Source organism: Teichococcus oryzae, from assembly GCF_008386565.1.
Taxonomy (GTDB): Bacteria; Pseudomonadota; Alphaproteobacteria; order Acetobacterales; family Acetobacteraceae; genus Pseudoroseomonas; species Pseudoroseomonas oryzae.
This window is the reverse complement of sequence record NZ_VUKA01000001.1, coordinates 36566-62309: the sequence shown is the minus strand read 5'-3', so window position 1 is coordinate 62309 and position 25744 is coordinate 36566. Positions and strand designations below refer to the sequence as shown.

22 protein-coding genes are annotated in these 25744 nt (G+C 72.7%); 17 read left to right on the top strand and 5 right to left on the bottom strand.

Features of this window, described 5'->3' with window-relative positions; genetic code table 11:
- Positions 1 to 48: 48 nt before the first annotated feature.
- The 5 genes from dapF to F0Q34_RS00240 all read left to right on the top strand — a co-directional run bounded on the left by dapF (position 49) and on the right by F0Q34_RS00240 (position 6485).
- Positions 49 to 882 (top strand): diaminopimelate epimerase, encoded by an 834-nt coding sequence (gene dapF / locus F0Q34_RS00260; RefSeq protein ID WP_370751016.1) that lies wholly within the window; start codon positions 49 to 51, stop codon positions 880 to 882.
- The gene (mtaB, locus tag F0Q34_RS00255; protein WP_149810141.1) at positions 879 to 2162 is read left to right on the top strand and encodes a tRNA (N(6)-L-threonylcarbamoyladenosine(37)-C(2))-methylthiotransferase MtaB; all 1284 of its coding nucleotides are present in this window, start codon (positions 879 to 881) and stop codon (positions 2160 to 2162) included. The genes dapF and mtaB overlap by 4 nt, the downstream gene beginning before the upstream one ends.
- 747 nt (positions 2163 to 2909) lie before the next feature.
- Complete coding sequence (gene ftsY, locus F0Q34_RS22730; RefSeq protein WP_206667951.1) at positions 2910 to 3875, top strand: signal recognition particle-docking protein FtsY; 966 nt, start codon at positions 2910 to 2912, stop codon at positions 3873 to 3875.
- A gap of 199 nt (positions 3876 to 4074) precedes the next feature.
- Entirely contained in the window at positions 4075 to 5010 is a 936-nt protein-coding gene (locus F0Q34_RS00245; protein ID WP_149810140.1) for an endonuclease/exonuclease/phosphatase family protein, read from the top strand.
- Positions 5007 to 6485: a phospholipase D family protein gene (locus tag F0Q34_RS00240; protein WP_149810139.1), complete on the top strand. Its 1479-nt coding sequence runs from the start codon at positions 5007 to 5009 to the stop codon at positions 6483 to 6485. The genes F0Q34_RS00245 and F0Q34_RS00240 overlap by 4 nt, the downstream gene beginning before the upstream one ends.
- 24 nt (positions 6486 to 6509) lie before the next feature.
- On the opposite strand, the gene F0Q34_RS00235 is transcribed toward F0Q34_RS00240, so the two are convergent.
- Together F0Q34_RS00235 and F0Q34_RS00230 are read right to left on the bottom strand one after the other, a co-directional pair.
- Positions 6510 to 7511 carry a D-2-hydroxyacid dehydrogenase gene (locus F0Q34_RS00235; protein ID WP_149810138.1) on the bottom strand — a complete coding sequence of 334 codons (1002 nt, stop codon included), beginning with the start codon at positions 7509 to 7511 and terminating at the stop codon, positions 6510 to 6512.
- Between the two features lie 13 nt (positions 7512 to 7524).
- Entirely contained in the window at positions 7525 to 8514 is a 990-nt protein-coding gene (locus F0Q34_RS00230; protein ID WP_149810137.1) for a Bug family tripartite tricarboxylate transporter substrate binding protein, read from the bottom strand.
- Between the two features lie 249 nt (positions 8515 to 8763).
- On the opposite strand from F0Q34_RS00230, the gene F0Q34_RS00225 reads away from it, so the two are divergent.
- Positions 8764 to 9558, top strand: a complete 795-nt coding sequence (locus F0Q34_RS00225; protein WP_241665236.1) for a creatininase family protein — start codon at positions 8764 to 8766, stop codon at positions 9556 to 9558.
- Positions 9559 to 9622: 64 nt separating this feature from the next.
- On the opposite strand, the gene F0Q34_RS00220 is transcribed toward F0Q34_RS00225, so the two are convergent.
- The 3 genes from F0Q34_RS00220 to F0Q34_RS00210 are packed head-to-tail and all read right to left on the bottom strand — an operon-like array spanning position 9623 to position 12919.
- Positions 9623 to 10072, bottom strand: a complete 450-nt coding sequence (locus F0Q34_RS00220) for a DNA polymerase III subunit chi (protein ID WP_149810136.1) — start codon at positions 10070 to 10072, stop codon at positions 9623 to 9625.
- Positions 10069 to 11424 carry a leucyl aminopeptidase family protein gene (locus tag F0Q34_RS00215; RefSeq protein WP_149810135.1) on the bottom strand — a complete coding sequence of 452 codons (1356 nt, stop codon included), beginning with the start codon at positions 11422 to 11424 and terminating at the stop codon, positions 10069 to 10071. The genes F0Q34_RS00220 and F0Q34_RS00215 overlap by 4 nt, the downstream gene beginning before the upstream one ends.
- A gap of 13 nt (positions 11425 to 11437) precedes the next feature.
- Complete coding sequence (locus F0Q34_RS00210) at positions 11438 to 12919, bottom strand: leucyl aminopeptidase (protein WP_149810134.1); 1482 nt, start codon at positions 12917 to 12919, stop codon at positions 11438 to 11440.
- Between the two features lie 191 nt (positions 12920 to 13110).
- Here F0Q34_RS00210 and cysQ point away from each other — a divergent pair, with 191 nt between their 5' ends.
- From cysQ to F0Q34_RS00155, 11 genes are all read left to right on the top strand, one after another.
- Positions 13111 to 13875: a 3'(2'),5'-bisphosphate nucleotidase CysQ gene (gene cysQ / locus F0Q34_RS00205; RefSeq protein WP_149810133.1), complete on the top strand. Its 765-nt coding sequence runs from the start codon at positions 13111 to 13113 to the stop codon at positions 13873 to 13875.
- Positions 13876 to 13882: 7 nt separating this feature from the next.
- Positions 13883 to 14881 carry an L-threonylcarbamoyladenylate synthase gene (locus tag F0Q34_RS00200; protein WP_149810132.1) on the top strand — a complete coding sequence of 333 codons (999 nt, stop codon included), beginning with the start codon at positions 13883 to 13885 and terminating at the stop codon, positions 14879 to 14881.
- Positions 14874 to 15992 carry a glycosyltransferase family protein gene (locus F0Q34_RS00195; protein WP_149810131.1) on the top strand — a complete coding sequence of 373 codons (1119 nt, stop codon included), beginning with the start codon at positions 14874 to 14876 and terminating at the stop codon, positions 15990 to 15992. Before F0Q34_RS00200 ends, F0Q34_RS00195 begins: the two co-directional genes overlap by 8 nt.
- A 47-nt stretch (positions 15993 to 16039) precedes the next feature.
- Positions 16040 to 16756, top strand: a complete 717-nt coding sequence (locus tag F0Q34_RS00190) for a S1 family peptidase (RefSeq protein WP_161600747.1) — start codon at positions 16040 to 16042, stop codon at positions 16754 to 16756.
- 114 nt (positions 16757 to 16870) lie between these two features.
- Complete coding sequence (gene lptF / locus F0Q34_RS00185) at positions 16871 to 18010, top strand: LPS export ABC transporter permease LptF (RefSeq protein ID WP_149810129.1); 1140 nt, start codon at positions 16871 to 16873, stop codon at positions 18008 to 18010.
- 3 nt (positions 18011 to 18013) lie between these two features.
- A complete protein-coding gene (lptG, locus tag F0Q34_RS00180) occupies positions 18014 to 19129 on the top strand; it encodes an LPS export ABC transporter permease LptG (RefSeq protein ID WP_149810128.1) in 1116 nt (371 codons plus the stop codon).
- A 62-nt stretch (positions 19130 to 19191) separates the two neighbouring features.
- On the top strand, positions 19192 to 21627 hold the full coding sequence (locus F0Q34_RS00175) for an LPS-assembly protein LptD (protein WP_149810127.1): 2436 nt from the start codon (positions 19192 to 19194) through the stop codon (positions 21625 to 21627).
- A 46-nt stretch (positions 21628 to 21673) separates the two neighbouring features.
- Entirely contained in the window at positions 21674 to 23005 is a 1332-nt protein-coding gene (locus F0Q34_RS00170; protein ID WP_241665235.1) for a peptidylprolyl isomerase, read from the top strand.
- Positions 22965 to 23831, top strand: a complete 867-nt coding sequence (gene rsmA, locus F0Q34_RS00165; protein ID WP_241665234.1) for a 16S rRNA (adenine(1518)-N(6)/adenine(1519)-N(6))-dimethyltransferase RsmA — start codon at positions 22965 to 22967, stop codon at positions 23829 to 23831. Before F0Q34_RS00170 ends, rsmA begins: the two co-directional genes overlap by 41 nt.
- The gene (locus F0Q34_RS00160; protein ID WP_149810125.1) at positions 23828 to 25090 is read left to right on the top strand and encodes an MFS transporter; all 1263 of its coding nucleotides are present in this window, start codon (positions 23828 to 23830) and stop codon (positions 25088 to 25090) included. Before rsmA ends, F0Q34_RS00160 begins: the two co-directional genes overlap by 4 nt.
- Positions 25087 to 25704 (top strand): histidine phosphatase family protein, encoded by a 618-nt coding sequence (locus F0Q34_RS00155; protein ID WP_149810124.1) that lies wholly within the window; start codon positions 25087 to 25089, stop codon positions 25702 to 25704. The genes F0Q34_RS00160 and F0Q34_RS00155 overlap by 4 nt, the downstream gene beginning before the upstream one ends.
- The last annotated feature ends 40 nt before the right edge of the window (positions 25705 to 25744 follow it).

The following is a 25744-nucleotide window of genomic DNA, read 5'->3' as shown; positions in this document are numbered from 1 at the left end:
ATCGCCGCGCCGCCTATATAGGCCGGCGTGCAGATCCCCTTTCGCAAGATGCATGGCCTGGGCAATGACTTCGTGGTGGTCGATGGCCGCCCGTGGCCACTCGGCCTGAGCCCGGCCCGCATCGCCGCCCTCGCTGACCGCCATCGCGGCATCGGCTGCGACCAGTTCATCACGCTGGAGCCGCTGGCGGCCGATGCGCCCGGGGAGGCGCCGGCGGAGGCCGATGTGTTCATGCGCATCCACAATCCGGACGGCTCGGAGGCCGGCGCCTGCGGCAACGCCACGCGCTGCGTCGCCTCCCTGCTGATGGCGGAAACCGGGCGCGACCACGTCACGGTGCGCACCGTCAGCGGCGACCTGCCCTGCGAGCGCCTGCCCGACGGCACGGTCCGCGCCAATATGGGCCATCCCCGCTTCGGCTGGGACGAAGTGCCGCTGGCCGAGGCGATGGACACCGCCCACCTGCCCCTGGCGCTGGGCGCCGTTTCCGATCCCGCCGCCTGTTCCATGGGCAACCCGCACGCCACCTTCTTTGTGGAGGACCTGGACAGGCTGGACTGGCGCGCGCTGGGGCCGCAGCTGGAACGCCACCCGCTGTTTCCCGACCGTGCCAATATCGGCTTCGCCCAGGTGCTGGCGCCCGACCATCTCCGCGTCGCCATCTGGGAGCGTGGCGCCGGCCCGACCCTGGCCTGCGGCTCCGGCGCCTGCGCCACGCTGGTCAATGCGCACCGGCGCGGCCTCGCCACCCGGCGCGCCCGCGTCGAGTTGCCGGGCGGCGCGCTGGAGCTGGAATGGCGGCTGGACGGCAGCGTGCTGATGGCTGGCCCCGTCGCCACCGCCTTCACCGGCCAGGTCGAGCTGGACCACTTCGCCGCATGAGCGGGGCCGAGGCCCTGGACCAGGGCCCGCTTCGGGTGCTGAGCTTCGGCTGCCGCCTCAACACCTATGAAAGCGTCGCCATGCGCGACCTCGCCCGGCGCGGCGGGCACCGGGAAGCGCTGCTGGTCAACACCTGCGCCGTCACCGCCGAGGCGGAGCGGCAGGCGCGCAAGGCGATCCGCCGCGCGGCGCGGGAACACCCCGGCACCCCCATCCTGGTCACCGGCTGCGCCGCGCAGCTGCGCCCCGATGATTGGGCCACGCTCCCCGGCGTTGCCCGCGTCATCGGCAATGCCGACAAGCTGAAGCCCGAATCCTGGCGGGCCGATGCGCCCCCCGCGCCGGTCAGCGACGTGATGGCGGCGCGGGAAACGGCCGCGCACCTGGTCACCGATTTCGCCGGCCGGGCGCGGGCCTTCCTGCAGGTGCAGCAGGGCTGCGACCATCGCTGCACCTTTTGCGTCATTCCCTTCGGGCGCGGCCCGTCCCGTTCCGTGCCGCTCGGCGCCATGGTGGAGCAGGCGCGCGCCGCCGTGGCCGCCGGCTACCGGGAGGTGGTGCTGACCGGGGTGGACATCGCCTCCTACGGCCCCGACCTGCCGGGGCAGCCCAGCCTCGGCCAGGCGCTGCGGCGGCTGCTGGCGCTGGTGCCGGATCTGCCCCGGCTGCGCCTTTCCTCCCTCGACCCCGCCGCCATGGACGAGGATCTGTGGCGCCTCATCGCCGAGGAGCCGCGGCTGATGCCGCATCTGCATCTTTCCCTGCAGCATGGCGACGACCTGATGCTGAAGCGGATGAAGCGCCGCCATTCGCGCGCGGAGGCGCTGGCGGTGGCCGAGCGGGCGCGGCGGCTGCGCCCCGGCATCGCCCTGGGCGCCGACCTGATCGCGGGCTTCCCGACCGAGACCGAGGCGCATTTCACCGCCCTGCTGGACTTCGTGACCGAGGCGGGGCTGCACTTCCTGCACGTCTTCCCTTATTCCGAGCGCCCGGGCACCCCGGCGGCGCGGATGCCGCAACTGCCGGTGCCGCTGCGGCGGGAGCGCGCGGCACGGCTGCGCGCGGCCGGAGCCGACGCCGCCAACCGCTTCTTCGCCGCCCGCGTTGAACAGGCCCGACAGGGACAGGAGGAAATCGTGCTGCTGGAAGCCCCCGATCGCGGCCACACCGAGCATTTCGCGCCGCTGCGCCTGTTGCGCGGCGAGGGCCGCCATGGCGCCCTGATCCGCGCGCGGGTGACCGGCGCCGACGCGCTGGGCCTGCTGGCCGAGATGGCCTGACCGATGGCGCTGCGCGACCTTTGGGCCAAGCTGACCGGACGGGAGAAGCCCGCCGAGCCCACGCCGCCCCCGGCCGAGGAGCCACTTCCCTCCGCGGAGCCTGGCGTCCCCGCCGGGGAACCACCTGCCGCCGCGGCGCCTGAAGCGCCTGCTCCGGACGCGCCCTCACCCGAGCCGCCGCCGCTCCAGGCCCAGCCGGCGGCCAGCGCCCCCGCCCCGGCGGAAACCCGCAGCCCTGACCCGGCGCCCTTGCCCCCGCTGCCGCCGCGCGCCGAATCGCATGGCGCCGTGGCGCCGCCCGAAACCCGCTCCCCCCCGCCGGAAGACCTGCGGGCGGATGACCTGCCATCGGGCGGTCCGCTGCCGGGCGACCTGCCGCAGGTGCCCGCCGAGATCCCGCCCCCGCCGCGCCCCGGCGAGGGACCGTTGAGCGAGCGGCCCTTCCAGCCCGCCACCGAGATCCCGTCCCCGGCGCCGCCGCTGGAGGTTCCGCCCTCCGCCATTCCGCCCGAGCAGCCGGCGCCGCCCCCTGTTCCCGACACCGCGCCGCCAGGCTGGGACCGCCCGCCGGCCGAAACGCCGCCGCCCGCCGCCCCTCCCCCCGCGCCGCCGCCGCCGCCCGAGGCGCCTCCCCCCGCGCCACTGCCGGAGGCTCCGCCCGTGCCGGCCGTGCCCGAGGTGGAACCGCCCCCGGAGCCGTCGCGCGAGGATGCGGCCGTGCCGGTCATCCCCCCATCGGCCGCCTTCCTGCCGGACGAGGCGGAGGCGGAGCCGGAAGCAGCCCCTGTCGAGGAACGGGGCGGCTGGTTCGGCCGGCTGCGCGCCGGGTTGTCGCGCTCCACAGCGCGGCTCACCGATGGCCTCACCGGCCTGTTCACCAAGCGCAAGCTGGACGATGCCGCGCTGGAGGAGCTGGAGGAGGCGCTGATCACCGCCGATCTCGGCGTATCCGCCGCCGGGCGCATCGTCGAGGGCTTCCGCCGCACCCGCTTCGGCCGCGAGGTCACCGACCAGGAGGTGAAGGAAGCGCTGGCCGCCGAGATCGCCACCATCCTGGAGCCGGTGGCGCAGCCCCTGGTGCTCGACCGCGGCAAGCGGCCGCATGTGGTGCTCGTGGTCGGTGTCAACGGCACCGGCAAGACCACCACCATCGCCAAGCTCGGCCAGCAATTCCGCGAGGAAGGCCGCTCCGTCACCTTTGTGGCGGGCGACACCTTCCGCGCCGCGGCGGTGGAGCAGCTGCAGATCTGGGGCGGCCGCACCGGCTGCGACGTGGCGGCGCCCGCGAAACAGGGCGCCGATGCCGCCGGGCTGGCCTTCGACGCGCTGAAGCAGGCGCGGGAAAAGGGCACCGAGGTGCTGCTGGTGGACACCGCCGGCCGGCTGCACAACAAGACCGCCCTGATGGAGGAGCTGCGCAAGGTGGTGCGGGTGATGCAGCGCATCGATCCCACCGCCCCGCATTCCGTGCTGCTGGTGCTGGATGCCACCACCGGCCAGAACGCCACCCAGCAATGCAAGGTGTTCGCCGAGATGGTGAACGTGACCGGGCTGGTGGTGACCAAGCTGGATGGCTCGGCCAAGGGCGGCATCGTGGTGGCGCTGGCGCAGGAATTCGGCCTGCCGGTGCATGCCGTCGGCGTGGGGGAGAAGGCGGCCGACCTGCGCCCCTTCTCCGCCCGGGACTTCGCCCGCTCCCTGCTGGGCCTGTAGCGGCGGGGGCGGCCCGCCTCCGCCCCCGTCCGGGGCCGGGATGCAAGAGGCTCATGGGAGGGTGGCGGAGGCTTGATGCCGCGCTTGGAAACCCGCTTGCGCTTTCCTAGGTTCCCATAAGCCGGCGGCGGCAACGCGGCCATCATCCGGCGCCTCACCACGCGGAGCAAAGGTTCAACGTGTTTTCCCGGAATGCAGCATGACGCCCCTGGACTCCCCCCTGCCGGAGAGCCAGGGCCAGGAGGGCGGTTCCGTGCAAGCCAAGGGCCCGCGGGCCAGGGCGCAGAAGCTGATCGGCGCGGGGCTGGCCCGCAACATCGCCGGCAGCCTGGCGTCGCTGCGCGACCGGCATGGCGTGCCGCTGCTGCCATCCGTGCCGCCGCCCCCGCCGCCCGAAGGGCCGGAAATCACGGTCGCGTCCTACAACGTCCACAAATGCGTCGGCACCGACCGCCGCTTTGATCCGTCCCGCATCGCCCAGGTGATCACGGAGATCTGCCCGGATATCCTGGCGGTGCAGGAGGCGGATCGCCGCTTCGGCCGCCGCACCGGCCTGCTGGACACGGCGGCGCTGCGCGATTGCGGCTTGCAGATGGTGCGGGTGTCCCGCCTGCCGGATGGGCATGGCTGGCATGGCAATGCCCTTCTGGTGCGCCAGGGCACGGCGCTGGAGGTGCACCGGCTGAGTCTGCCCGGTGCCGAGCCGCGCGGCGCGGTAATGGTGGAGATGGAGCTGCCGGGCGGCCGGCTGCGGGTGGTGGCGGCGCATTTCGGCCTGCTGAAGCGCTGCCGCATGCGGCAATCCGCCGCCATCCTGGAGGCGATCGGCCGCGGCCCCACCATGCCGACGCTGATGCTGGGCGACCTCAATGAATGGCGCCCCGGCCGCCGGTCCTCGCTGCGGCCGCTGGAGCCGCTGTTCGGCGGGGTGTCCTTCGGCCCGCCCAGCTTTCCGTCCCGCCTGCCGGTGTTCGCGCTGGACCGCATCCTGGGCTGGCCGCAGGGGCTGGTGCGCCAGGTCGAGGCCCATGACAGCCCGCTGGCCCGCATCGCCTCGGACCACCTGCCGCTCAAGGCGCGGCTCAGCCTGAACCGCGCCCACCCGGCCGAGCCAGGGGTGGCGGAGGCCGCATGAACCACGCGCTGCTGCATCCCCCGCGCTCGCCGCCGGTGACGGTGAACGGCACCCCCGTGCCCAGCGCCCTGGATGCGGCGGTGAGCCGGCTGCTGCAGGATGCCGGCGCCACCACGGGCGTGACGCTGCTGCCGAAGGGGCTGGAAGCCTTCATGCTGCGCGCCCACAGCGCCCGCATCGCCGGCCGCACGCTGGACCTGCAATATTACCGCTGGTCCGACGACATCACCGGCGGCCTGCTGGCGCGCGAGGTGCTGGCCGCGGCGGATCGCGGCGTGCGGGTCCGGATGCTGCTCGATGACAGCTACGTGCTGGGGGTGGAGCGGCGCATTGCCCTGCTTTCCGCGCATCCCCGCATCGAGGTGCGGCTGTTCAACACCGCCCGGCTGCGCTGGCTGGGGCAACTGGGCCTGGCGGTGGAGTTCGCGCTGGGCGGCTGGCACCTGAACCACCGCATGCACAACAAGAACTGGGTGGTGGATGGCCGCATGGCGCTGGTGGGCGGCCGCAACATCGCCGATGCCTATTTCGACGGCGCCGGCGACTTCAACTTCCGCGACCTCGACCTGCTGATCGCCGGGGAGGCCGCCAGCCAGGCCCAGACGGTGTTCGACAGCTACTGGGCATCCTCCCTGGCCCGTCCGGTGGAGCGGTTCCGCGTCGCCGCCGGCCTCAGCACCCCTGCGCTGGCCGCTTTCCGCGCCGAGCTGGATGTCATCCCCGATTCCGACAAGGCACGCCCCTATCTGAAGGCGCTGGCCGCCAAGCGGGCGGTGCTGCTGGGACAGGACCATTCCCTGCTGCCCGCCGACGGCGCGGTGCGGGTGATGGCCGATCCCCCCGCCAAGGCCAAGGGCCGCGCGCACCGCGCCGGCATGGCGCCCGCCATCCTCAGCCGGCTGCGGGAGACGCAGCGGGAAGCGGTGCTGATCTCGCCCTACTTCGTGCCGGGGCGGGAAGGCATGGCGCTGATCGAGACGCTGGTGCGGCGCGGGGTCAGGGTCACGGTGGTGACCAATTCCCTGGCGGCGACCGACGTGGTGGCCGTGCACAGCGGCTATGCCCGCTACCGGCCGCGCCTGCTGGAACTCGGGGTCGAGCTGTTCGAGCTGAAGCGCATGGGCTCGCATGGCCGTGGCGTGTTCGGCTCGCGCGGGGCCAGCCTGCACACCAAGGCGATGATGCTGGACGGGGAGGTGGTGTTCGTCGGCTCCTTCAACCTCGATCCGCGCTCGGCCAACCTGAACACCGAGATGGGCGCCTTTGCCCGGCATCCCGGCTTGGCCGGGCATCTGGCGCGCGAATACCGCCGGCTGGTCGATCCGCGGCGTTCCTACCGCCTTTCGCTGACGCCGCGCGGCAGGCTGCGCTGGACGGATGCCGCCGGCACCCAGCCCCATGAGCCGGATGCCAGCTGGTCCCGCCGCGCCATGGCGCGGCTGGTGAAGTGGCTGCCGATCGAGGCGCAGCTCTGAGGCAGGCCGGAGCGGGCTGTCCGCTCAATAGCCGCGCGCCGGGTCCACCACCTGCCGCATCTCCAGCCCGGCCTTGAAGCGCTCCAGGTTGGCGAAGAACCCGTCCAGGCATCGGCGCCCATAGGCCGCCGGATCGTACAGCCCGCAATGCGGCGTGATGATCAGGTTGGGCGTGCGCCAGAGCGGTGATTCGGCCGGCAATGGTTCCTGCGGCAGGGCATCCAGCACCGCGCCGCCCAGCCGCCCGTCGCTCAGCCGGGCCGCCAGCGCGTCATGGTCCAGCAGCGGGCCCCGGCCGATATTCACCACCCCCGCGCCGGGCGGCAGCAGGTCCAGCTCCCGCGCGCCGATGATGTTGTGGGTGTCGGGGGTCAGCGGCAGGGTGATCACCAGGAAATCGGCCCGCGGCAGCAGCGTGGGCAAGGCGGCGATCGGATGGCTTTCCGCCACCGCCGGATGCGGGCGGGCGGAGCGGCTGACGCCGATCACCGTCAGCCCGGCGCCGGACAGCGCCTCGGCCGCCGCGCCGCCAAGGCCGCCCAGCCCCAGCACCAGCGCCGTCCGCCCCGCGACGGTGGGCGCCGGGCGCGGGTCCCAGCGCGCTTCCCGCTGCGCGGTGAACAGGGCCGGCATGTTGTTGCCCAGCATCAGCACGCAAAGCAGCGCGAATTCCGCCGTCTTGGGGGCGTGGGTGCCGCTGGCATTGGTCAGCAGGAGGTCGGATGGCAGCCCTTCCTGCAGCAGCCATTCCACCCCGGCCGAGGTGTAGTGCAGCCAGCGGAGCCGTGGCGCCCTTTGCCGCAGGGCGCCGAGCGGCGCCTGCCCGACCAGCACCAGGATGTCGGCGCCGGGCAGCGCCTGCTCCAGCGCCGGGCCGGTGTCGCAGAAGCCGAGCTCCACCCCTTCCAGCACGCCGGGGCGGCGGGTGGCGGCGTCCAGCACCGCGTCCCGCGTGAAGGCCGTGCGCAGAGAGGAGGCGGCGTTGACCGCCACCTCGATGCGCAAGGGCGATGCGGCTCGGCTCATGCGGTCGGCTCCCTCAATCCGGCCTGATGTTGTTCTCGCGGATCAGGCGGCCATAGTTCTCGGTTTCGCGGTCCAGCCAGGCGCGCATGCTGTCCGGGCCTTCCGGGCGCGGCTGCCCGCCCAGTTCCGTGATGCGGGAAGCGATGGCGGGCTTGGCCAGCACCTCCTTCAGCGTGGCCGCGATGCGCTCCACCATGGCAGGGGGCGTGCCGCCGGTGGTGATGATGCCCTGCCAGGTGCCGCTGTCGGGATTGTTCCAGCCCAGCTCGCGGAAGGTGGGCGAGTCGGGCAGGGATTTGAAGCGCTCCGGCCCGGTCACGGCGATGGCGCGCATCTGCTTGTTGGTGACATAGGGCAGTGCCTGGGTGGCGCCCACCACCGTCATGTCGGCCTCGCCGGTGACCAGGGCGGTCAGGCCGGGCGCCCCGCCGCGATAGGGGACATGGGTGAAGGGGGCCTGCCACTGCTCGGCCAGGGCGACCTGCACGAGGTGGCTGGCGGTGCCGGTGCCGGAATTGGCGGCGTTCAGCTTGCCCGGATTCGCCTTGGCATAGGCCTGCAGCTCGGCCGCGCTGTTCACCGGCAGGGCGTTCTTCACCGCCAGGATGTAGGGCGCGTAGATCACCATGGAGACGGGCGCCAGATCCTTCTTCGCGTCGAAGGGGATCTTGGGGAAGAGCGACGGGTTGATCGCCAGCACCGACAGGTCCAGCAGCGCCAGGGTGTGGCCATCCGGGTCGGCCTTGGCCACGGCATCGGCGCCGATATTGCCGCCGGCGCCGGCCCGGTTCTCCACCACCACGTTCTGGCCGAAGGCCTGGGTCAGTTCCGGCGCGATCAGCCGGGCCAGGATGTCGCTGGTGCCGCCCGGGGCATTCGGGACGATCAGCCGCACCACATGGGTGAAGCCGGGGGATCGGCTTTGCGCCCGGATGGCCGGGGCGGCCAGCGGGGAAAGCAGCGGCGCCGCCAGGGCGGCACGCAACAGGCTGCGTCGTTCCATCTTGTCCGTTCCTCCTGCGGGTTATGGACCCGCTGTTACCTTTCCGAACCTAAAACAGAGAAACGTCATCGTGCAATACGACAAGCCCTGTCCCGGCCCGCCGGCCTTTCGGCCGTTGTCCGCCCGCCAGCACAGCGGGAGCCGGCCCTGCCGGGCAGGCGGCCGGGCCGGCGTCGATCCGCCCGCGCCATCTTGGCGCCGCCGCCCCGTCATGGTTCGCTGCCCTTCAGGAAACACCAGGAGATGCCGATGAGCCTGCTGCCCGAGAACGCGGTCCGGTGGGAGCGCCTGACCGCGCCGGAACTCCGCGCCCTGGCGGAACGCGGCGCGCTGGTGGTGCTGCCGGTAGCCTCGCTGGAACAGCACGGGCCGCATCTGCCGGTCTGGACCGACAGCATGATTGGCCATGCCTGCTGCCTGATGGCGGCCCGCAAGGCGGGCGCCGAACAGCCCGTCGTGGTGCTGCCGCCGATGTGGACCGGCATGTCGGAGCATCACCTGCCCTTCGGCGGCACCATCACGCTGGACTATGCCGCCTTCCGCGCCGTGCTGGCCTGTGTCTGCCGCTCGCTCAAGGCGCAGGGCTTCCAAAGGCTGTTCCTGGTGAACAGCCATGGCGGCAACATCGACCCGCTGGCGGTCGCCGCGCGGGAATTGTGCGTCGAGTTCGCCATGCCGGTGGTCACCAGCACGGTGTTCCATGTGGCGGGCGAGAAACTGGGCGCGGTGCTCGACACCCAGCCCGGCGTCATGCATGCCTGCGAGGCCGAAACCAGCTTCTGGCTGCATATCGACCCCGCCCAGGTGCGGCAGGAGGAGATCGCCGGCGCCCTGTCCGCCCCCGCCACCAGCGTCAGCGGCCCGTTCCACCGCTTCTGGTCCTTTGCCGAGCGCGCCCCGAACACCGGCGTGATGGGCGATCCCCGCGCCGCCACCGCCGAAAAGGGCGCGTGGCTGCTGGAGGTGGTGTCGGACGCGCTGGCGGAAGCCATGCGCAACCAAGCCTTGTGGCAGGCGCCGCAACAGGTCTGGGCGCCGCGCTGAACAGGGCGAGGCGCAGAAACCGCACAAGGGAAGCCGCGCGCCTGTCTTTCCTGGCCGGCGCGGCTCAGGCCTTGCGCTGCCAGCCGCGCTCCTCCTGCTGCCAGTAGGTGAGGCTGTGGCCGGCCGCCCGCGCGGCGGACCAGCGTTGCCGCGCCGCCTGCACCGCTGCCTCGTCCCCGCCATCGAACAGGTCGAATACCCGGTCGAAGGCCTCCAGCCGGCTGCTGGACGCGCCATCCACCAGGAACAGGAAGCGGGCGCCGTTCGGGGCCTCTTCCTCCGTGGTCAGCCAGATCGGCTGCAGGTCGGGATTTCCGGTGCTGCGGGCCGAGCCATGCGGCAGCCAGTCCGGATCGGCGCAGAGCCAGAGGGAGGCATCGAGGCTGTCGAGCCGGGCCGCGTCCCCCAATTGCACCACCGCCCGCCCGCCCTGCGCCAGCACGCGGCCAAGCAGCTTCGGCAGCGCCGCTTCCATCGGGGTGCGGGTCAGGTGGTAGAAGCCGATCTCGCTCATATGCGGTGCGGGTCCTCGAAGCGGTTGGCCACCAGCGCATCCAGCAGGCGCACGCCGAAGCCGCCCGGCACGGTCAGGGGCGTGTCCGGCGACGCGGCATCGCCTTCCGGTCGCCAGCGGACCTCCTCGCCGATGGTGCCGGCGATGTCCAGATGCGCCCAGGCCGGCGGGTGCGGCCCCAGGAAACGGTGCAGAAAGGCGGCGGCATGGCTGGCATCCGGCACATGCCGCCCCTGCGGCCCGGAAGGGCAGCATTGCCGAAGGTCGGCGATGTCGCTGCGCAAGGCCTCGTCATCCGCTTCCGTCACCGGCAGCGGCCAAAGGCGCTCCCCCACCGCCTCCCCCGCCGCGCACAGCGCTGCCGCCAAAGGCGGATCATTGGTGAAGATCGCCGCCCGCTCATGCCCCAGCGCGGCGATGGCGGCGCCGGTCAGGGTCGCCAGGTCCACCACCGCCTCCGGGCGGAAGGCGCGCACCGCGTAGTTCAGCGCGTCGGCCAGGACGAGGCGCCCCTCGGCGTCGGTGTCCACCACCTCCACCGTCTGGCCGGACAGGGTGGTGATGACGTCACCGGGGCGGCAGGCGGCGGCGCCCGGGCTGTTCTCGGCGAGCGGCAGCACGGCGGCCAGCGGCGCCGGACTGTTGCGCAGCGCCGCCGCCAGCATCGCGCCCGCGCAGGCGGCGGCGCCGGCCATGTCCCCGGCCATCACCTCCATTCCCGGGCCGCGCTTGAGGGACAGCCCGCCCGTGTCGAAGGTGATGCCCTTGCCCACCAGCACCAGCGGCGCCACCGGGATGCGCCCGGCCCAGCGCAGCACGGCGAGCCTTGGCGGATTGGCGGAGCCCTGCCCCACCGCCAGCAGGGCGCCGAACCCGGCCTGCCGCAACCGCTTCGGCCCCAGCACATGCACCGCGATGCCATGCCGCTCCAGCCGCTTCAGCCGGTGGGCGAAGCGCCGGGGTGTCAGCACATTGCCTGGCGAGGCGACCAGCCGCCGCGCCAGCGCCACGCCGCGCAGCACCGCGCGCGCCCGTTGCCAAAGCGGCGCCAGCGCCTCCGGATCATCGTGCCAGAGATCCAGGCGGAAACCGCGCGGCGCCCGCAATGCCATGCCGCCGGCCATCGCCACCGCCGCGTCCGGTGCCAGCGCGCGCGCATCCAGCACGGCGCGCCGCGTGCCGGCGGGCAGCGCCAGCACGGCCGCGGCCCCGGCGCGCTCAGGCTCGGCACCGCCGATGCGCAGCATCCCGCCCCACCAGAAGGCGGCCCCACGCGGCAGGGAGGGATCGGGCAGGATGCGCGGGCGGGAGGCCGCCCGCGGGCCCAGCCGGCCACGCAGCCGCAGCCGCATCAGGCGGGGTCCGTCAGCCCTCGTAATGCTCGGCCACCAGCCGGTCGAGCAGCCGCACGCCGAAGCCCGTCGCCCCCTTCGGCACGGTGGCGGTGGGCTTGGTGGCCCAGGCGGTGCCGGCGATGTCGAGATGCGCCCAGGCCACATGGCCGTCGCGCGTGTCGACGAAGCGCTGGATGAACTGCGCCGCGGTGATCGAGCCGCCCGGCCGGCCGCCGACATTCTTCATGTCGGCGATGTCGGACTTGATCTTCTTGTCGTATTCCTCGCCCAGCGGCATGCGCCACAGCGCCTCCCCCGTGGCGGTGCCGGCGGCGGCGAGCTGCTGGGCCAGGGCGTCGTCATTGCTGAACAGCCCCGCATGCTCATGCCCCAGCGCCACGATGATGGCGCCGGTCAGGGTGGCGAGGTCCACCATGAAGCGCGGCTTGAAGCGCTCCCGCGCGTACCAGAGCACGTCGGCCAGCACGAGGCGGCCCTCGGCGTCGGTGTTGATCACCTCGATGGTCTGGCCGGAAAGCGACTTCACCACGTCCCCCGGGCGCTGCGCCGTGCCGGAGGGCATGTTCTCCACCAGCCCAACCACGCCCACCGCATTGACCTTGGCCTTGCGCCCGGCCAGCGCCGCCATCAGCCCGATCACCGCCCCGGCGCCGGCCATGTCGAACTTCATGTCCTCCATCCCGGCGGCCGGCTTGATGGAGATGCCGCCGGTATCGAAGGTGACGCCCTTGCCGATGAAGGACACCGGGGCCGCGCCCTCGGCGCCGCCATTCCATTGCATCACCACCACGCGCGGCTCCTGCGCGCTGCCCATGGCCACGCCGAGCAGCGCCCGGAAGCCGAGGCGCCGGAGATCCCCGGGCTCCAGGATCTCGACCGAAACGCCGAGCTTTTCCAGCGCCTTGCAGCGATTGGCCATTTCGGTCGGGTGCAGCACGTTGGGCGGCTCGCTGACCAGGTCGCGCGCCACGAACACGCCATGGGCGATGGCGGCCAGCGGCGCATGGGCGGCGCGCGCGGCCTCCGGCTCGGCGGTGGCCAGGCTGAGCCGGACCAGCTTGGGCTTGTCCTCGGCGCTTTCCTTGGTGCGGTATTTGTCGAAGCGGTAGCCGCGCAGCGTCACGCCGAAGGCGAAGCTGGCGGCCAGGGCGGCGTTCATGCCATCCGCCGCGATCACCACCTCCGGCTCGGCCGACACCAGCGGATAGGTGGCCCCGCCCGCCGCCTCGGCCGCGCTGGCATCGGGCGCGGCGCCAAGCCCGATGGCGACGATCCGCGACAGGTGGTCCTTGCCGCCGCCCGGCGCCCACAGGGTGCAGCTTTGCCCCTTCTTGCCCTTGAAGCCGGCCGCCTCCAGCCCGCGCGCCACGGCCCCGCCGGACGCCTCGTTCGCCTGTTGCGCCAGCCCGGCCAGGGTGAAGCCTTCCGCCAGCGGCAGCACCAGCGCGCCGGCGCGGGGCAAGGCGGGCTTGACGAAGTGAATGTCGGACATCGGGGACTCCAGATCTGCGGCGCGGAGCGGGCCACGGGACAAAACGATAACACCCGCAGCCGAGATCGCCAGGGGAGGCCATCCAGCGGAGGCAAGGGCAGGCGCGGGAAAGGGCGGGCGCGGCGACGGGGCGCATTTTTCCGCCTGGGGATGCGGCGGCGCGCGGCGCGTGGTGCTACACCCTTGGCACGATGACCGATGCCGAACTCCTCGCCCTCGCCGCCCGCCTGGCCCAAAGCGCCGCCGCCGCCATCCTGTCCGTCCGCGATGCCGGCTTCGCGGTGGAACGCAAGGACGACATGAGCCCCGTGACCGCCGCCGACCGGCTGGCCGAGGCGATCATCGCCGAAGGCCTCCGCGCGGCGGCGCCGGACATTCCCGTGGTGGCGGAGGAGGAATGCTCGGTCAGCGACGTCACCACCGACGCGGATCGCTACTGGCTGGTGGACCCGCTGGACGGGACGCGGGAATTCGCCGCCGGCCGGGCCGAGTTCACGGTGAATATCGGGCTGGTGGAGCGCGGCCGGCCGCTGCTCGGCGCCGTGGCCATCCCGGCCTATGGCGAGTTGTTCACCGGCATCATCGGGGTCGGCGCCTGGAAGCGCAGGGCCGATGGCGCGGACCGCCCGATCGCCGCCCGCCGCGTGCCCGCCGAAGGCCTGACGGTGATGGCCAGCCGCCATCATGGCGACGACCCGCGCCTGGACCAGTTCCTCGATGGCCAGAAGGTGGCGCGGATCGTCAAGATCGGCTCGGCGGTGAAGTTCTGCCGCCTGGCGGAAGGGGCGGGCGATGTTTACCCGCGCTTCGGCCGCACCATGGAATGGGACACGGCGGCGCCGGAAGCCGTGCTGCTGGCCGCCGGCGGCCGCTGCGCCACCTTCGACGGCGCGCCGCTCGCCTATGGCAAGCCGCTCTGGGAGAACCCGCCCTTCCTGTGCCACGGCGCCGCCTGACGCCGCCATGACCCTCCGCCTGACGCCTGGGGATGTATCGCGCGCCGCCGCCCTGCTGCGGACGGGGGAGCTGGTCGCCTTTCCGACGGAAACGGTCTACGGCCTCGGCGGCGATGCGCGAAACCCGGCCGCGGTGGCCGCGATCTACGCCGCCAAGGGGCGCCCTTCCTTCAACCCGCTGATCAGCCATTTCGCCTCGGCCGAGGCCGCCTTCCGCGAGGTGCTGGCCGATGACCGCGCCCGCGCCGTGGCGGCGCGCTTCTGGCCCGGCCCGCTGACCCTGGTGCTGCCGCGCGCCCCGGATTCCGCCATCGACCTGCTGACCGGCGCCGGCCTTTCCTCCCTCGCGGTGCGGGTGCCGGCGCATCCGCTGGCGCATGCGCTGCTGGAGCAGGCGGGCATTCCGGTGGCGGCGCCTTCCGCCAACCGGTCCGGCGCCGTGTCGCCGACCACGGCGGCACATGTGCTGGACGGGCTGGAAGGGCGCATCGCCGCCGTGCTGGATGGCGGCCCCTGCGCGGTCGGGGTGGAAAGCACCGTGCTCGACCTCACCGGCGCGACCCCGGTTCTTCTGCGCCCCGGCGGCGTGCCGGAGGCGGCGCTGGCAGCGCTGCTTGGCCCGATCGGGCGCCCCGGCACGGTGGCCGAGGCGGCGGGCGGGCTGAAGGCGCCGGGCATGATGACCTCCCACTACGCGCCCGCCCTGCCCGTGCGGCTCGACGCCGAGGCGGCGCAGCGCGCGGAAGCGCTACTGGCCTTCGGGCCGCCGCCGCCGGGCGCCGGGCTGGTGTTCCAGCTCAGCGCCGGGCGCGACACGGTGGAGGCAGCCGCCCGGCTGTTCGCCGGGCTGCGCTGGCTGGATGCGGAGGGGCAGCGACTCGGCCTCACCGGCATCGCCGCCATGCCGGTGCCGGAGGAAGGACTCGGCGCCGCGATCCGCGACCGGCTTCGCCGCGCCGCCGCGCCGCGCCCCCGGCAAGGCCAGGGAAGCAAAGCCGATGCCTGAAGCCCGGCCTGTTCCGGTTCCCATCGTCATCTTCGCCTTCAACCGGCCCGATTACCTGGAACGGCTTTGCCGGTCGCTGAAGGCGCAGCAGGGCGTGGTGCTGGATGGGCGCAACATCCACCTGATGCAGGATGGCGCCATCTCCCCCCGTTCCGGCATGCGCTTCGCCGAGGACGAGGCGATCGCCGCCAGCATCGCCGCCTTCCAGGCCGAGTTCCCGCAGGGCAAGGTGCATGCCTCCCCCCGCAATCTCGGCATCGCCCTGAACCTGCATCGCGGCGAGTCCCTGGTGTTCGAGCGGCTCGGTGCCGAGGTCGGCTATTTCTTCGAGGAAGACCTGGAGCTTGGCCCCCACTACCTCGCCATGCTGGAGGCGATCCGGGTCCAGGCGGCGGATCACCCGCGGCTCGGCTATTTCGCGGCCTATGGCAACCACCGGCAGCCCGCCGACCCAGCGCGGCCCGGCCTGATCCCGCTGGAGCACCATTGGGGCTTCGGGCTGACGCGGGCCTGCTGGCAGGCCATGCAGCCCTGGCTGGCGCCCTTCCACACGATCTGGAACGAAACCGACTACCAGGCGCGGCCGCATCTGCGGCTGGTGGAATGCTACCTGGACAAGGCGGTGGCCAGCACCCAGTCCTCCCAGGACGTGGCCAAGACCATGGCCGCGGCCGATCTGGGCTTCGCGCGGATCAACACCGATGTCTGCTATGCCCGCTATATCGGCAAGCAGGGCCAGTCCTTCCGCGAGGCCAGCTTCCAGCGCCACGGCTTCGACGCCATGGACTACGCCGCCGAATGGCCGGCCGAGCCGCCCCGGCTGACGGCGGCGCAGCTCGAGGGCTTCGCCGCCGCCAAGCGCGCGCACCACGCCGATTACCGCGCCGGGCGGTTCATGGCGGATCTGGAGGCGATGCGGCAGCGCCTGTTCAACCCCGACCGGCCGGCGACGCGGCAGGACATCCTGGATCTATGGCGCCTGCTGATGGACCGCGTTCCCGAGGATGAGGGCTATTTCGAGCGCAATGTGGGCAAGAGCACGGTGCGCCACATCCGCACCAGCCTGCTGCGCGGGCGCGAGGCGCGCTGCAAGAGCTTCTTCATGAAGTGATGCGAATTCGGCTGCGCCGCGCCGCGCGGCCCGCCAGGATGGGCCGCATGCGCAACCCCGCCTCCCGTCCCGCTCCACGCCCGGGCCGGCGCGCGGCCGCCCTGTTGTGCGCCCTGCTGCTGCCGGCGGCCTGCACCGCTCCCGGCGCCACCCGCGATTGGCCGGAGGAGCGCGACAGCCTCGCCGCCGTCAGCGCCGGCCCGGGGCCGGAATGCCGCTCCAGCGGCGTCGCGGTGCATATCGGGCGGCGGCGCTTCCTCACGGCGGCGCATCTGGTGGATGGCACCCAGGCGCTGCTGCATGGCTGCGGCCGGGGGGCGGCACCGGCCTCGCTGCGCTTCGCCGGCCGGAACTGGGAGGCGGAGATCCTGCGCAAGGGCCAGGCGGACCTCGCGGCCGGCATCGGCACCTTCTATGTCGGTGGGCGGGACGTGGCGCTGCTGCGCACCGCGCCATTGCCGCCGGATGTTCCCGCCCTGCCGCTTTGCGCCGCCCCGCCGCGGCCGGGGCAGCGCGTGCTGGTGGACACGCCGCGCCGCCGTGCGGTGACCGAGATCGCCGCCCTGGTGCGCGAGGCAAGCCCGCTGCATGGGGGTTATGCCGAGCTGCCGCTGCGGCTGGAGCCGGGCGAATCCGGCGGCGCCGTGATCGACCTGGGGGGCGCCTGCCTCGCCGGGCTGGTCAGCCACCGCCAGGAACGGGACGGGCTTTGGCGCACCCGCATCGTGCCGTCGCCCGTGCTGCGCGCCTTTGTCGGGGACTAGCCGCAACGCCGCTCGGGTTGGCGGCCAGGGCGCGGGGGCCTACATGCAGCGCGGCGAAGCCTGCCCCGCCCTGTCGTCCTTTCCCCCGCCGCCCAAGGATTGTTTCCGGCCCGCATGACCCGCATCGACCGATACCTGTTCCGCCAGCTCGGCATCGCCCTGCTGGCCGTGACCATCGGCCTCGCCGCCCTGGTGTGGTTGACGCAAAGCCTGCGCTTCATCGAGCTGGTGCTGGACCGCGGTCTGTCCCTGGTCGTGTTCATCGAGCTGACCGGGCTGCTGCTGCCCTCCTTCTTCGCGGTGATCCTGCCGATCACCACCTTCGTGGTGCTGCTGTTCACCTATGTGCGGCTGACCGCCGACCGCGAGCTGGTGGTGATGCGCGCCGCCGGCCTGTCCGACTGGCGGCTGGCCCGACCGGCGCTGCTGGTCGCCGGCATCGCCACGGGGCTGTGCCTGTTCCTGCAGCTCTGGCTGGTGCCGGTCAGCCACGCCGCCTTCCGTTCCTGGCAGTTCGAGATCCGCAACCAGATGGCCGCCGTGCTGCTGCAGGAAGGGGTATTCTCCGCCCTGGGCGATGACCTCACCGTTTACGCCCGCCGCCGCGACGCCGACGGCACCCTGCGCGGCATCCTGGTGCACGACACGCGCGAGCCTGGCGTTCCCGTCACCATCATGGCGGAACAGGGCCGCCTGCTGACCACCGCAGCCGGGCCGCGCGTCATCCTGCTCAACGGCGTGCGGCAGCAGCTGGAACCCGCGACGGCGACGCGCCCGGCCCGCTTCTCCACCCTGTCCTTCACCGAGAACAGCCTGGACCTCGCGGATTCGGCCCGCAACGAGCCGGAAGCGGTGCGCAACCGCGACTCGCGGGAACGCTTTGTGTCCGAATTGCTGAACCCCGACCCCGCGGAAAACCTGCCCGGGCGCGACATCGTCAAGTTCCGCGCGGAAGGCCATGGCCGCCTCGCCTCGCCCTTCACGGCGCTGTCCTATGCCATGGTCGGGCTGGCGGTCGCGCTGGCCAGCGGCTTCCGCCGCTATGGCGACTGGCGGCCGGCGGTGATCGGCGTCGGCATGGTGGTCACCCTGCTGGCCATCGGCCTGTCCGTCGGCACCCTGGCCGCGCGCGACAACCGCTTCATTCCGCTGATCTGGCTGCACCCGATCCTGCCGATCCTGGCTTCCGCCTGGGTGCTGTCCGGGCAGCCGGGAATGCCGCGGCGGCGGCCGCATCTGGCGGAAGGGCGCTGAGCGGTGCCGGTCTTCTCCCCCACGCTTTCGCTCTACATCGCCCGCCGCTTCGCCGGCATGGCGGTGGCCATGATCCTGGCGCTCGCGGCGCTGGTGGCCTTGTTCGACTTCATCGAGCTGCTGCGCCGCGCCGCCACGCGGGAGGAAGCGAGCTTCGCCCTGGTGGCCAGCATCGCCGCGCTGCGGCTGCCCTATGTGGTGATGCAGATCCTGCCCTTCGGCATCCTGCTGGGCGGCATTGTGGCCTTCTGGCGCCTGTCCCGCGCCTCGGAGCTGGTGGTGGCGCGGGCCGCCGGCGTGTCGGCCTGGAGCTTCCTGTTCGGCCCCATCATGGTCGCCCTGCTGCTGGGCGGGCTGGCGATCACGGTGGTCTCGCCGCTTTCGGCGGCGATGTTCTCGCGGGCCGAGCGGATGGACGCCACCTATCTGCGCAACGCCACCGGCCTCAGCTCCCTGGCCGGCGGCCGCCTATGGCTGCGGCAGGCGGATGACGGGCTGGAGCCGGGCGGCGTCGCCATCCTGGCCGGGGTGCCGGAAGTGCGCCCGGGCGAGGGCTTCGTGCTGCGGGATGCCTCCCTCTGGCGCCTTTCCGCCCAGGACCGGCCGCTGACGCGGGTGGAGGCGCCGCTGGCCCGCCTGACCCCCGGCATCTGGGAACTGGGGCAGGCCGTGACCTATGTCACCAACCGCCCCCCTTCGGCGCCCGAGGCGCTGCGCCTGCCGACCACCCTGACGCCCGACCGCATCGAGGAAAGCTTCGCTTCCCCCGACACGCTGTCCTTCTGGGCGCTGCCGGGCTTCATCAAGGTGCTGGAAAGCGCAGGCTTCTCGGCGGTGCGCCACCGGCTGCACTTCGAGTCGCTGTTGTCCACGCCCCTGCTGGCCGTCGCCATGGCGCTGCTGGCCGCCGGCTTCTCCATGCGCCATGCGCGGCGCGGCGGGGTGGCGCAGATGCTGGGCGCCGGCGTCGCCGCGGGCTTCGCCCTGTTCCTGCTGGACAAGGTGGTGGAGGAGCTGGGCCAGGCCGGCACCCTGCCGGTGGTGCTGGCCGCCTGGGCGCCGTCCGTCGCCGGGCTGATGTTCGCCCTGACCCTGCTGCTTTATGTGGAGGATGGCTGAGATCGCAATGGCCGTGCTGGGGCCTCTCGCCGCCGTCCGCCGAAGCCGCTATGCAGGCGGGTATGGAGCAAGCCAAGCGCGTGGCCGCGGCGAATCCCGCGGGGAACCGGAAGGCCGGACCGGGCAACACCGCCCCGGCCTGGCGCGCCCTGCTGCTGGGCGGCGTGGCGCTGGTGGCGCTGGCCCTGCCCGCCGGACGCGGCCATGCCCAGCACGACGCCCGCGGCTGGGGCGGCCCCGCCACCCTGCCATCCGGTGGACCGGGCCATGTTCCCGGCGCGCCGGGGTTGTCGGGGCCTGACGCGCTCGGCCAGCTCGCGGTGCCGGGCGGCACCGGCATGGACCCGGGCCTGGCCACCCCCGCCCCGCCGCCCGCCCCCCTGCCGCCGGGCGCGGCCAGCCCGGACCAGACCGGCAACAACGCCCCCGTCACCTTCACCGCCGAGCAGGTGGAATACGACCGGGACAACAACCTGGTCACCGCCACCGGCGCGGTGGAGGCCTGGCAGAACGAGCGCATCCTTCGCGCCGACCGCTTCACCTACAACCGGCAAACCGGCATCGCGGTGGCCGAGGGCAATGTCCAGCTCCTCCAGCCGGATGGGCAGGTGTTGTTCGCCGACCGCGCCGAGCTGACCGGCAACATGCGCGACGGCGTGCTGCAGGGCCTGTCCGCCCGGCTGGCGCAGAACGGGCGCATGGTGGCCACCGGCGCGCGGCGCACGGACGGCACCATCCTCGACCTGTCGCGGGTGCTGTATTCCTCCTGCGACCTTTGCGCCGACGACCCGACGGCGCCGCCACTGTGGCAGCTGCGCGCCCGCTACGCCACGCATGACCAGGCCCAGAAGCGGCTGCGCTACCGCGACGCCTCGCTGCTGATGGGCGGCTGGCCGGTGTTCTGGACGCCCTACCTGTCGCATCCCGACCCGTCGGTGCCGCGCCAGTCCGGCTTTCTGACGCCGAGCCTCGGCTCGTCCTCCTTTCTCGGCGGTTTCGTCGAGACGCCCTATTACTGGGCGATCGACCCGAGCTCCGACCTGACGCTGTCGCCCACCTTTTCCACCAAGCAGGACCCCGCGCTGGGCCTCGACTATCGCCGGCGCTTCAATTTCGGCCAGGTGCAGCTCAACGCCTCGGTCGGCCAGCGTGGCGGCGCGGAGGATGAGGAAGGCTGGGGCGGCCATATCTTCTCCAAGGGCCTGTTCGCCATCGACGAGAACTGGCGCACCGGCTTCAACCTGAACCGCGCCAGTTCCGAGGCTTATCTGCGCGCCTGGCGCTATCCGTCGCAGCGGCAGCTCGCCTCCGACCTGTATCTGGAAGGCTTCTGGGGCACCGAAAGCTATTTCCGCGCCGACACCCGCTTCTACCAGGGGCTGTCGGAAGTGGACGACACCGGACAGATCCCCCTGGTCCTGCCGAACCTGTTCGGCGACCGCTGGTTCGGGCGGGACCGGTTCGGTGGCTACATGACGTGGGATTTCAACGCCTTCGCCATCAGCCGCACCCAGGGCACCGACACACGCCGCCTGGCGTCGCGGGTGACCTATGAGCGGCCCTCGATCGACGGCATGGGCGCGGTGTGGACGCTGCGCGGACAGGCTGACGGCATTGGCCGCTGGGCGGACGACTTCAACGAGGCGCCGAATTTCGGCAACCGCAGCGCCGTGTCGGATGTGCAGGGCAATGTGCGGCTCGGCCTCGACTGGCGGCTGCCGGTCACCCGCAGCGCCGGCGCCTATGGCAGCCAGCTGCTGGAGCCACGCGTGCAGCTGGTCACCGGCCCCGCCACCGGCCGCCAGCTCATGGTGCCCAACGAGGACAGCTACGGCTTCGAGTTCACCGACGCCAACCTGTTCCAGCTCAACCGCTTCACCGGCCGCGACCGGCAGGAAGGCGGCACGCGGGTGGATGCGGCGCTGCGCGGTGCCTGGTTCTTCCCCAATGGCGGGCAGCTGGAGGGGCTGGTCGGCCGCTCCTTCCGCACCACCCGGGAGGACGTGTTTTCCGAGGAATCGGGGCTGCGGGACAAGGCCTCCGACTGGGTCGGGCGGGTGCGGCTGTCGCCCACGCCCTGGCTGGACCTGATCGGCCGCACGCGCCTCGACAAGGACGGGCTGGATGCGCGGCTGGTGGAAGCCCAGGCCAGGGTCAGCGTCAGCCGTGTCAGCCTCGGCGCCAGCTATCTCTACACCATCCCGTCCGACGCGCTGATCTCGACGCGCGAGCGGCGGGAGATCGCCGGCAGCGTGCAAGGGCAGATCAGCCGCCACTGGAGCGCCGGCGCCTATGGCCGCTACGACATGGAGCTGGACCGTGCCGTGGGCATCGGCGCCAACCTCACCTACGAGGATGAGTGCCTGATCTTCGCCACGCATTTCTCCAAGAGCTATGCCGAGCCGAGCTCGCGCTCGAATTATTATCCCGCCGAGACCATTCTGCTGTTCCGCGTCTCTTTCAAGACCATCGGCGATTTCGGCTTCCGCGCCATCTGAGCGGCGGCCGGTTCCCGCGAGGCGGGATCTGCATTAGGAAATGGCCATGCGACGCGCCTCCGCTCCCCTTCGCGCCTTCCCCCGCCCCGTGGCCCTCGCGGTGCTGCTTCCCCTGGCGGCCCTGCTGCCGCTGGCGGCGCTGCCGGCCGCGGCCCGGGCGCAGGGCACCGCCCCCGCCGGCGCCGCCGACACCAACCGCATCGTCGCGGTGGTGAATGGCGACATCGTCACCGCCAATGAGGTGACCAACCGCGCCCGCCTGTTCGCGCTGAACGCCGGCATGGGGCCGAACCCCGACGTGCTGGCCCGGCTGCGGCCGCAGGTGACGCGGCTGCTGGTGGATGAGCGGCTGCGCATGCAGGAGGTGCAGCGCCGCCGCATCCCTGTCGCCGATGCCGACGTGGCGGCCGCCGTGGCCGAGATCGAGGGCCGCAACGGCATGCCCCCGGGGCGGCTGGCGCAGCAGCTGCAATCCAGCGGCGTGCAGCCCCGCGCCCTGTACGACCAGATCCGCAACCAGATCGGCTGGTCGCGGCTGGTGCGCCAGCAGCTCGGCGCCCAGGGCCAGATCAGCCAGGCGCGGGTGGACGAATACATCGCCACCCACAATGCGCGCATCGGCGAGCCGGAATACCTGGTGTCCGAGATCTTCATTCCCGTGGACGACCCCGCCGCCGAGCCGGAGGTGCGCCGCTTCGTGGACGACGTGGTGGGCCAGCTTCGCGCCGGCGTGCCCTTCCCCGCCGCCGCCACCCAGTTCAGCCAAAGCCAGACGGCGCTGCAGGGCGGCGACATGGGCTGGGTGCGGGCCGACGAGTTCGACCCCGCCGTGGCCGACGTGATCGGCCGCATGCCCTCCGGCGCCATCGCCAATCCGGTGCGCGTGCCCGGCGGCTTCCAGATCGTGGCGCTGCGCCAGAAGCGGGAAACCGGGCGCGACCTGGCGACGCTGGTGTCGCTGCGTCAGGCGTTTTTCGGCTTTTCCTCGCCGCTCGACCCGCAGGCGCCGACGCAACAGCAGCTGCAGGCGGTGGAGCGTGCCCGCGCCCTGGAAGGCAAGTCCTGCCCTGCCGTGGAAGCGGCCGCCCAGGGCGGCAGCCGCCCGGCCGATCCCGGTGGCCCGCTGCGGCTGGATGGAATGCAGCCGCCGCCGCTGCGCAACATCGTGGCGAGCCTGGCCGTCAACCGCGCCAGCCAGCCGCTGATCACCCCCGATGGCGTGCTGGTGATCGCCGTCTGCTCCAGGGAAACGCGCAACATGGCGGAGCTGACGCCGGACCAGGCGCGGCTGATCATCCTGCGCGACCGCATCGAGCTCACCTCGCGCCAGTTGCAGCGTGACCTGCGGCGCCGCGCCCAGGTCGAGATGCGGAGCTGATCGGCTGCTTCCGCCGCTGTCCGAGGTCATCGCCCGGCATGGGCTGGCCGCCCGCAAATCGCTCGGCCAGCATTTCCTGCTGGATGCCACGCTGTGCGCCCGCATCGCCGCCCTGGCGGCGCCGCTCGACGGGCGGCGGGTGCTGGAGGTCGGGCCCGGCCCCGGCGGCCTGACCCGCGCCCTGCTCGACGGCCCGGCGGCCGAGGTGGTGGCGGTGGAGCTGGACCGCCGCGCCATCGCCGCGCTGGAGGAATTGTCGGCCGCCCATCCGGGCCGGCTGCGCATCATCGAGGGCGACGCGCTCCGGATCGATGCCGAAAGCCTGCTGTCGGCGCCGCGCAAGATCGTCGCCAACCTGCCCTATAATGTCGGCACGCCGCTGCTGATCGGCTGGCTGCGCCAGGCGCATCTGTTCGAGAGCCTGACGCTGATGTTCCAGCAGGAGGTGGCGGAGCGCATCGTCGCCGCCCCGGACACGGAGCATTACGGGCGGCTGGCCGTGTTGTCGCAGTTCCGCTGCCAGTGCCGCATGGCGCTGCGCCTGCCGCCCGGCGCCTTCGCGCCCCCGCCCAAGGTGTGGTCGGCCATTGTCCATCTCGTGCCGCATGCGGAGGCGCCGGAGCCGGCCCTGCTGGCGGCGCTGGAAAAGGTCACCGCCGCCGCCTTCGGGCAGCGCCGCAAGATGCTGCGCTCCAGCCTGAAATCACTGGGCGAGGCGGAAGCGCTGCTGCGGCAGGCCGGCCTCGACGGCACGCGCCGCGCCGAGACGCTGTCGGTGGCCGAGTTCGAAACCCTGGCGCGATTGCTTCTGGCCCGCGGCGGATGACCGGCACGCGGGGCAAGGTGTTCGCCTGGGCGCTGTATGACTGGGCCAACAGCGCCTTCCCCACCGTGGTGTCCACCTTTGTCATCGCCACCTACTTCACCCAGGGCATCGCCGCCGACCCGGTCACAGGGCAGGCGCAATGGGGCTGGATGCAGGCCCTGGCCGGCATCGCCATCGCGGTGCTTTCGCCGGCGCTGGGGGCGGTGGCCGATGCCGGGGGGCGGCGGCGCTTCATGCTGCTGTGCTGCACGGCGGTCACGGCGCTGGCCACCGGGCTGATCTGGTTCGCGACCCCCGGCCCCTCCTCCACCCTTTGGGCGCTGTTCTGCGTCGGCATCGCCACGGTCGGCTTCGAGCTGGGCACAGTGTTCTACAACGCCATGCTGCCCGGCGTGGCGCCGCCGGAAAAGCTGGGGCGGGTGTCCGGCCTCGCCTGGGGGCTGGGCTATGCCGGGGGGCTGGCCTGCCTGCTGGTGGCGTTGTTCGTGCTGGTGCGCCCTGATCCGTCGCCGCTCGGCCTGGACCACGCGGCGGCCGAGCATGTCCGCGCCACCGCCCTGCTGGTGGCGATCTGGCTGATCGGCTTCGGCTGGCCGGTGCTGCTGGCCCTGCCCGACCCGCCGCCGCCGCGGCCCGCCTGGGGCGCCGCCATCCGCGGCGGCCTGGCCGAGATCGCCCGCCTGCTGCGCGGCCTGCCGCGCAGCCCGGTGATCGGCCGCTTCCTGCTGGCGCGGCTGTTCTACACCGACGGGCTGAACACCCTGTTCGCCTTTGGCGCCATCTTCGCCGCCGGCCAGTTCGGCATGACGTTCGAGGAGATCCTGCTGTTCGGCATCGCCCTCAACGTCACCGCCGGGCTGGGCGCGGCGGCGGCGGGGCTGCTGGAGGACCGGCTGCTGGGCGCGCGCAACACCGTGCTGCTGTCGCTGGCCGCGATCATCGGCCTCGGCACCGCACTGGTCCTGGTGGACAGCAAGGCGGCGTTCTGGGGGCTGGCGCTGGCGCTCGGCCTGTTCATGGGGCCGGCGCAATCCGCCAGCCGCTCCCTGATGGCGGCGCTGGCCCCGCCGGAGGAGGTGGCGGCGCATTTCGGCCTGTTCGCCCTGTCCGGGCGGATCACCGGCTTCATGGGCCCCGCCATGCTGGCCGCCGTGACCGCCGCCACCGGCAGCCAGCGCGCCGGCATGGCCACGGTGCTCGGCTTCCTCGCCCTTGGCGCCGTTATCCTGTTCACCATCCGCCCGAGGCGTGGCGCGTGAGCCGCGCCATCCTGCTGACCCATCCCGAAGTGGCGATCGACCCGGCCATTCCGGTGCCGGACTGGACGCTGTCGGAGACCGGCTTCAACCGCATGCGGGCGGTTCTGGACCGCCCCTGGATCGGCGGCATCCGCCACATCGCCAGCAGCGCCGAGCGCAAGGCGCGCGATGCCGCCGGGGTGGTCGCGGCGCATCTCGGGCTGGAGGTGCGGGTGATCCCCGGACTGGGCGAGAATGACCGCTCCGCCACCGGATTTCTGCCGCAGGCGGAGTTCGAGCGGGTGGCCGACGCCTTCTTCGCGCAGCCCGAACTGTCCGTCTGTGGATGGGAACGCGCCGTGGATGCCCAGGCCCGCATGCTCGCGGCGGTGGAGCAGGCCCTGGAGGCACCGCCGGGCAACATCCTGCCAGGGGACATCCTGCCAGGGGACATACTGATCGTGGCGCATGGCGCGGTGGGGGCGCTGCTGCTGTGCCACCTCATGAAGCGCCCGATCGGCCGCGACGCCGACCAGCCCGGACAGGGCGGCGGCAACCTTTTCGCTTTCCGGCGCGGCAACCGCGAGCTGCTTTGCGGCTGGCAACGGATGGAACAGGCCCGGCTGCCCGGCTGACCTCCTGCAAATCCTCGGCCTTTGGCGCATCCAAGCCCCG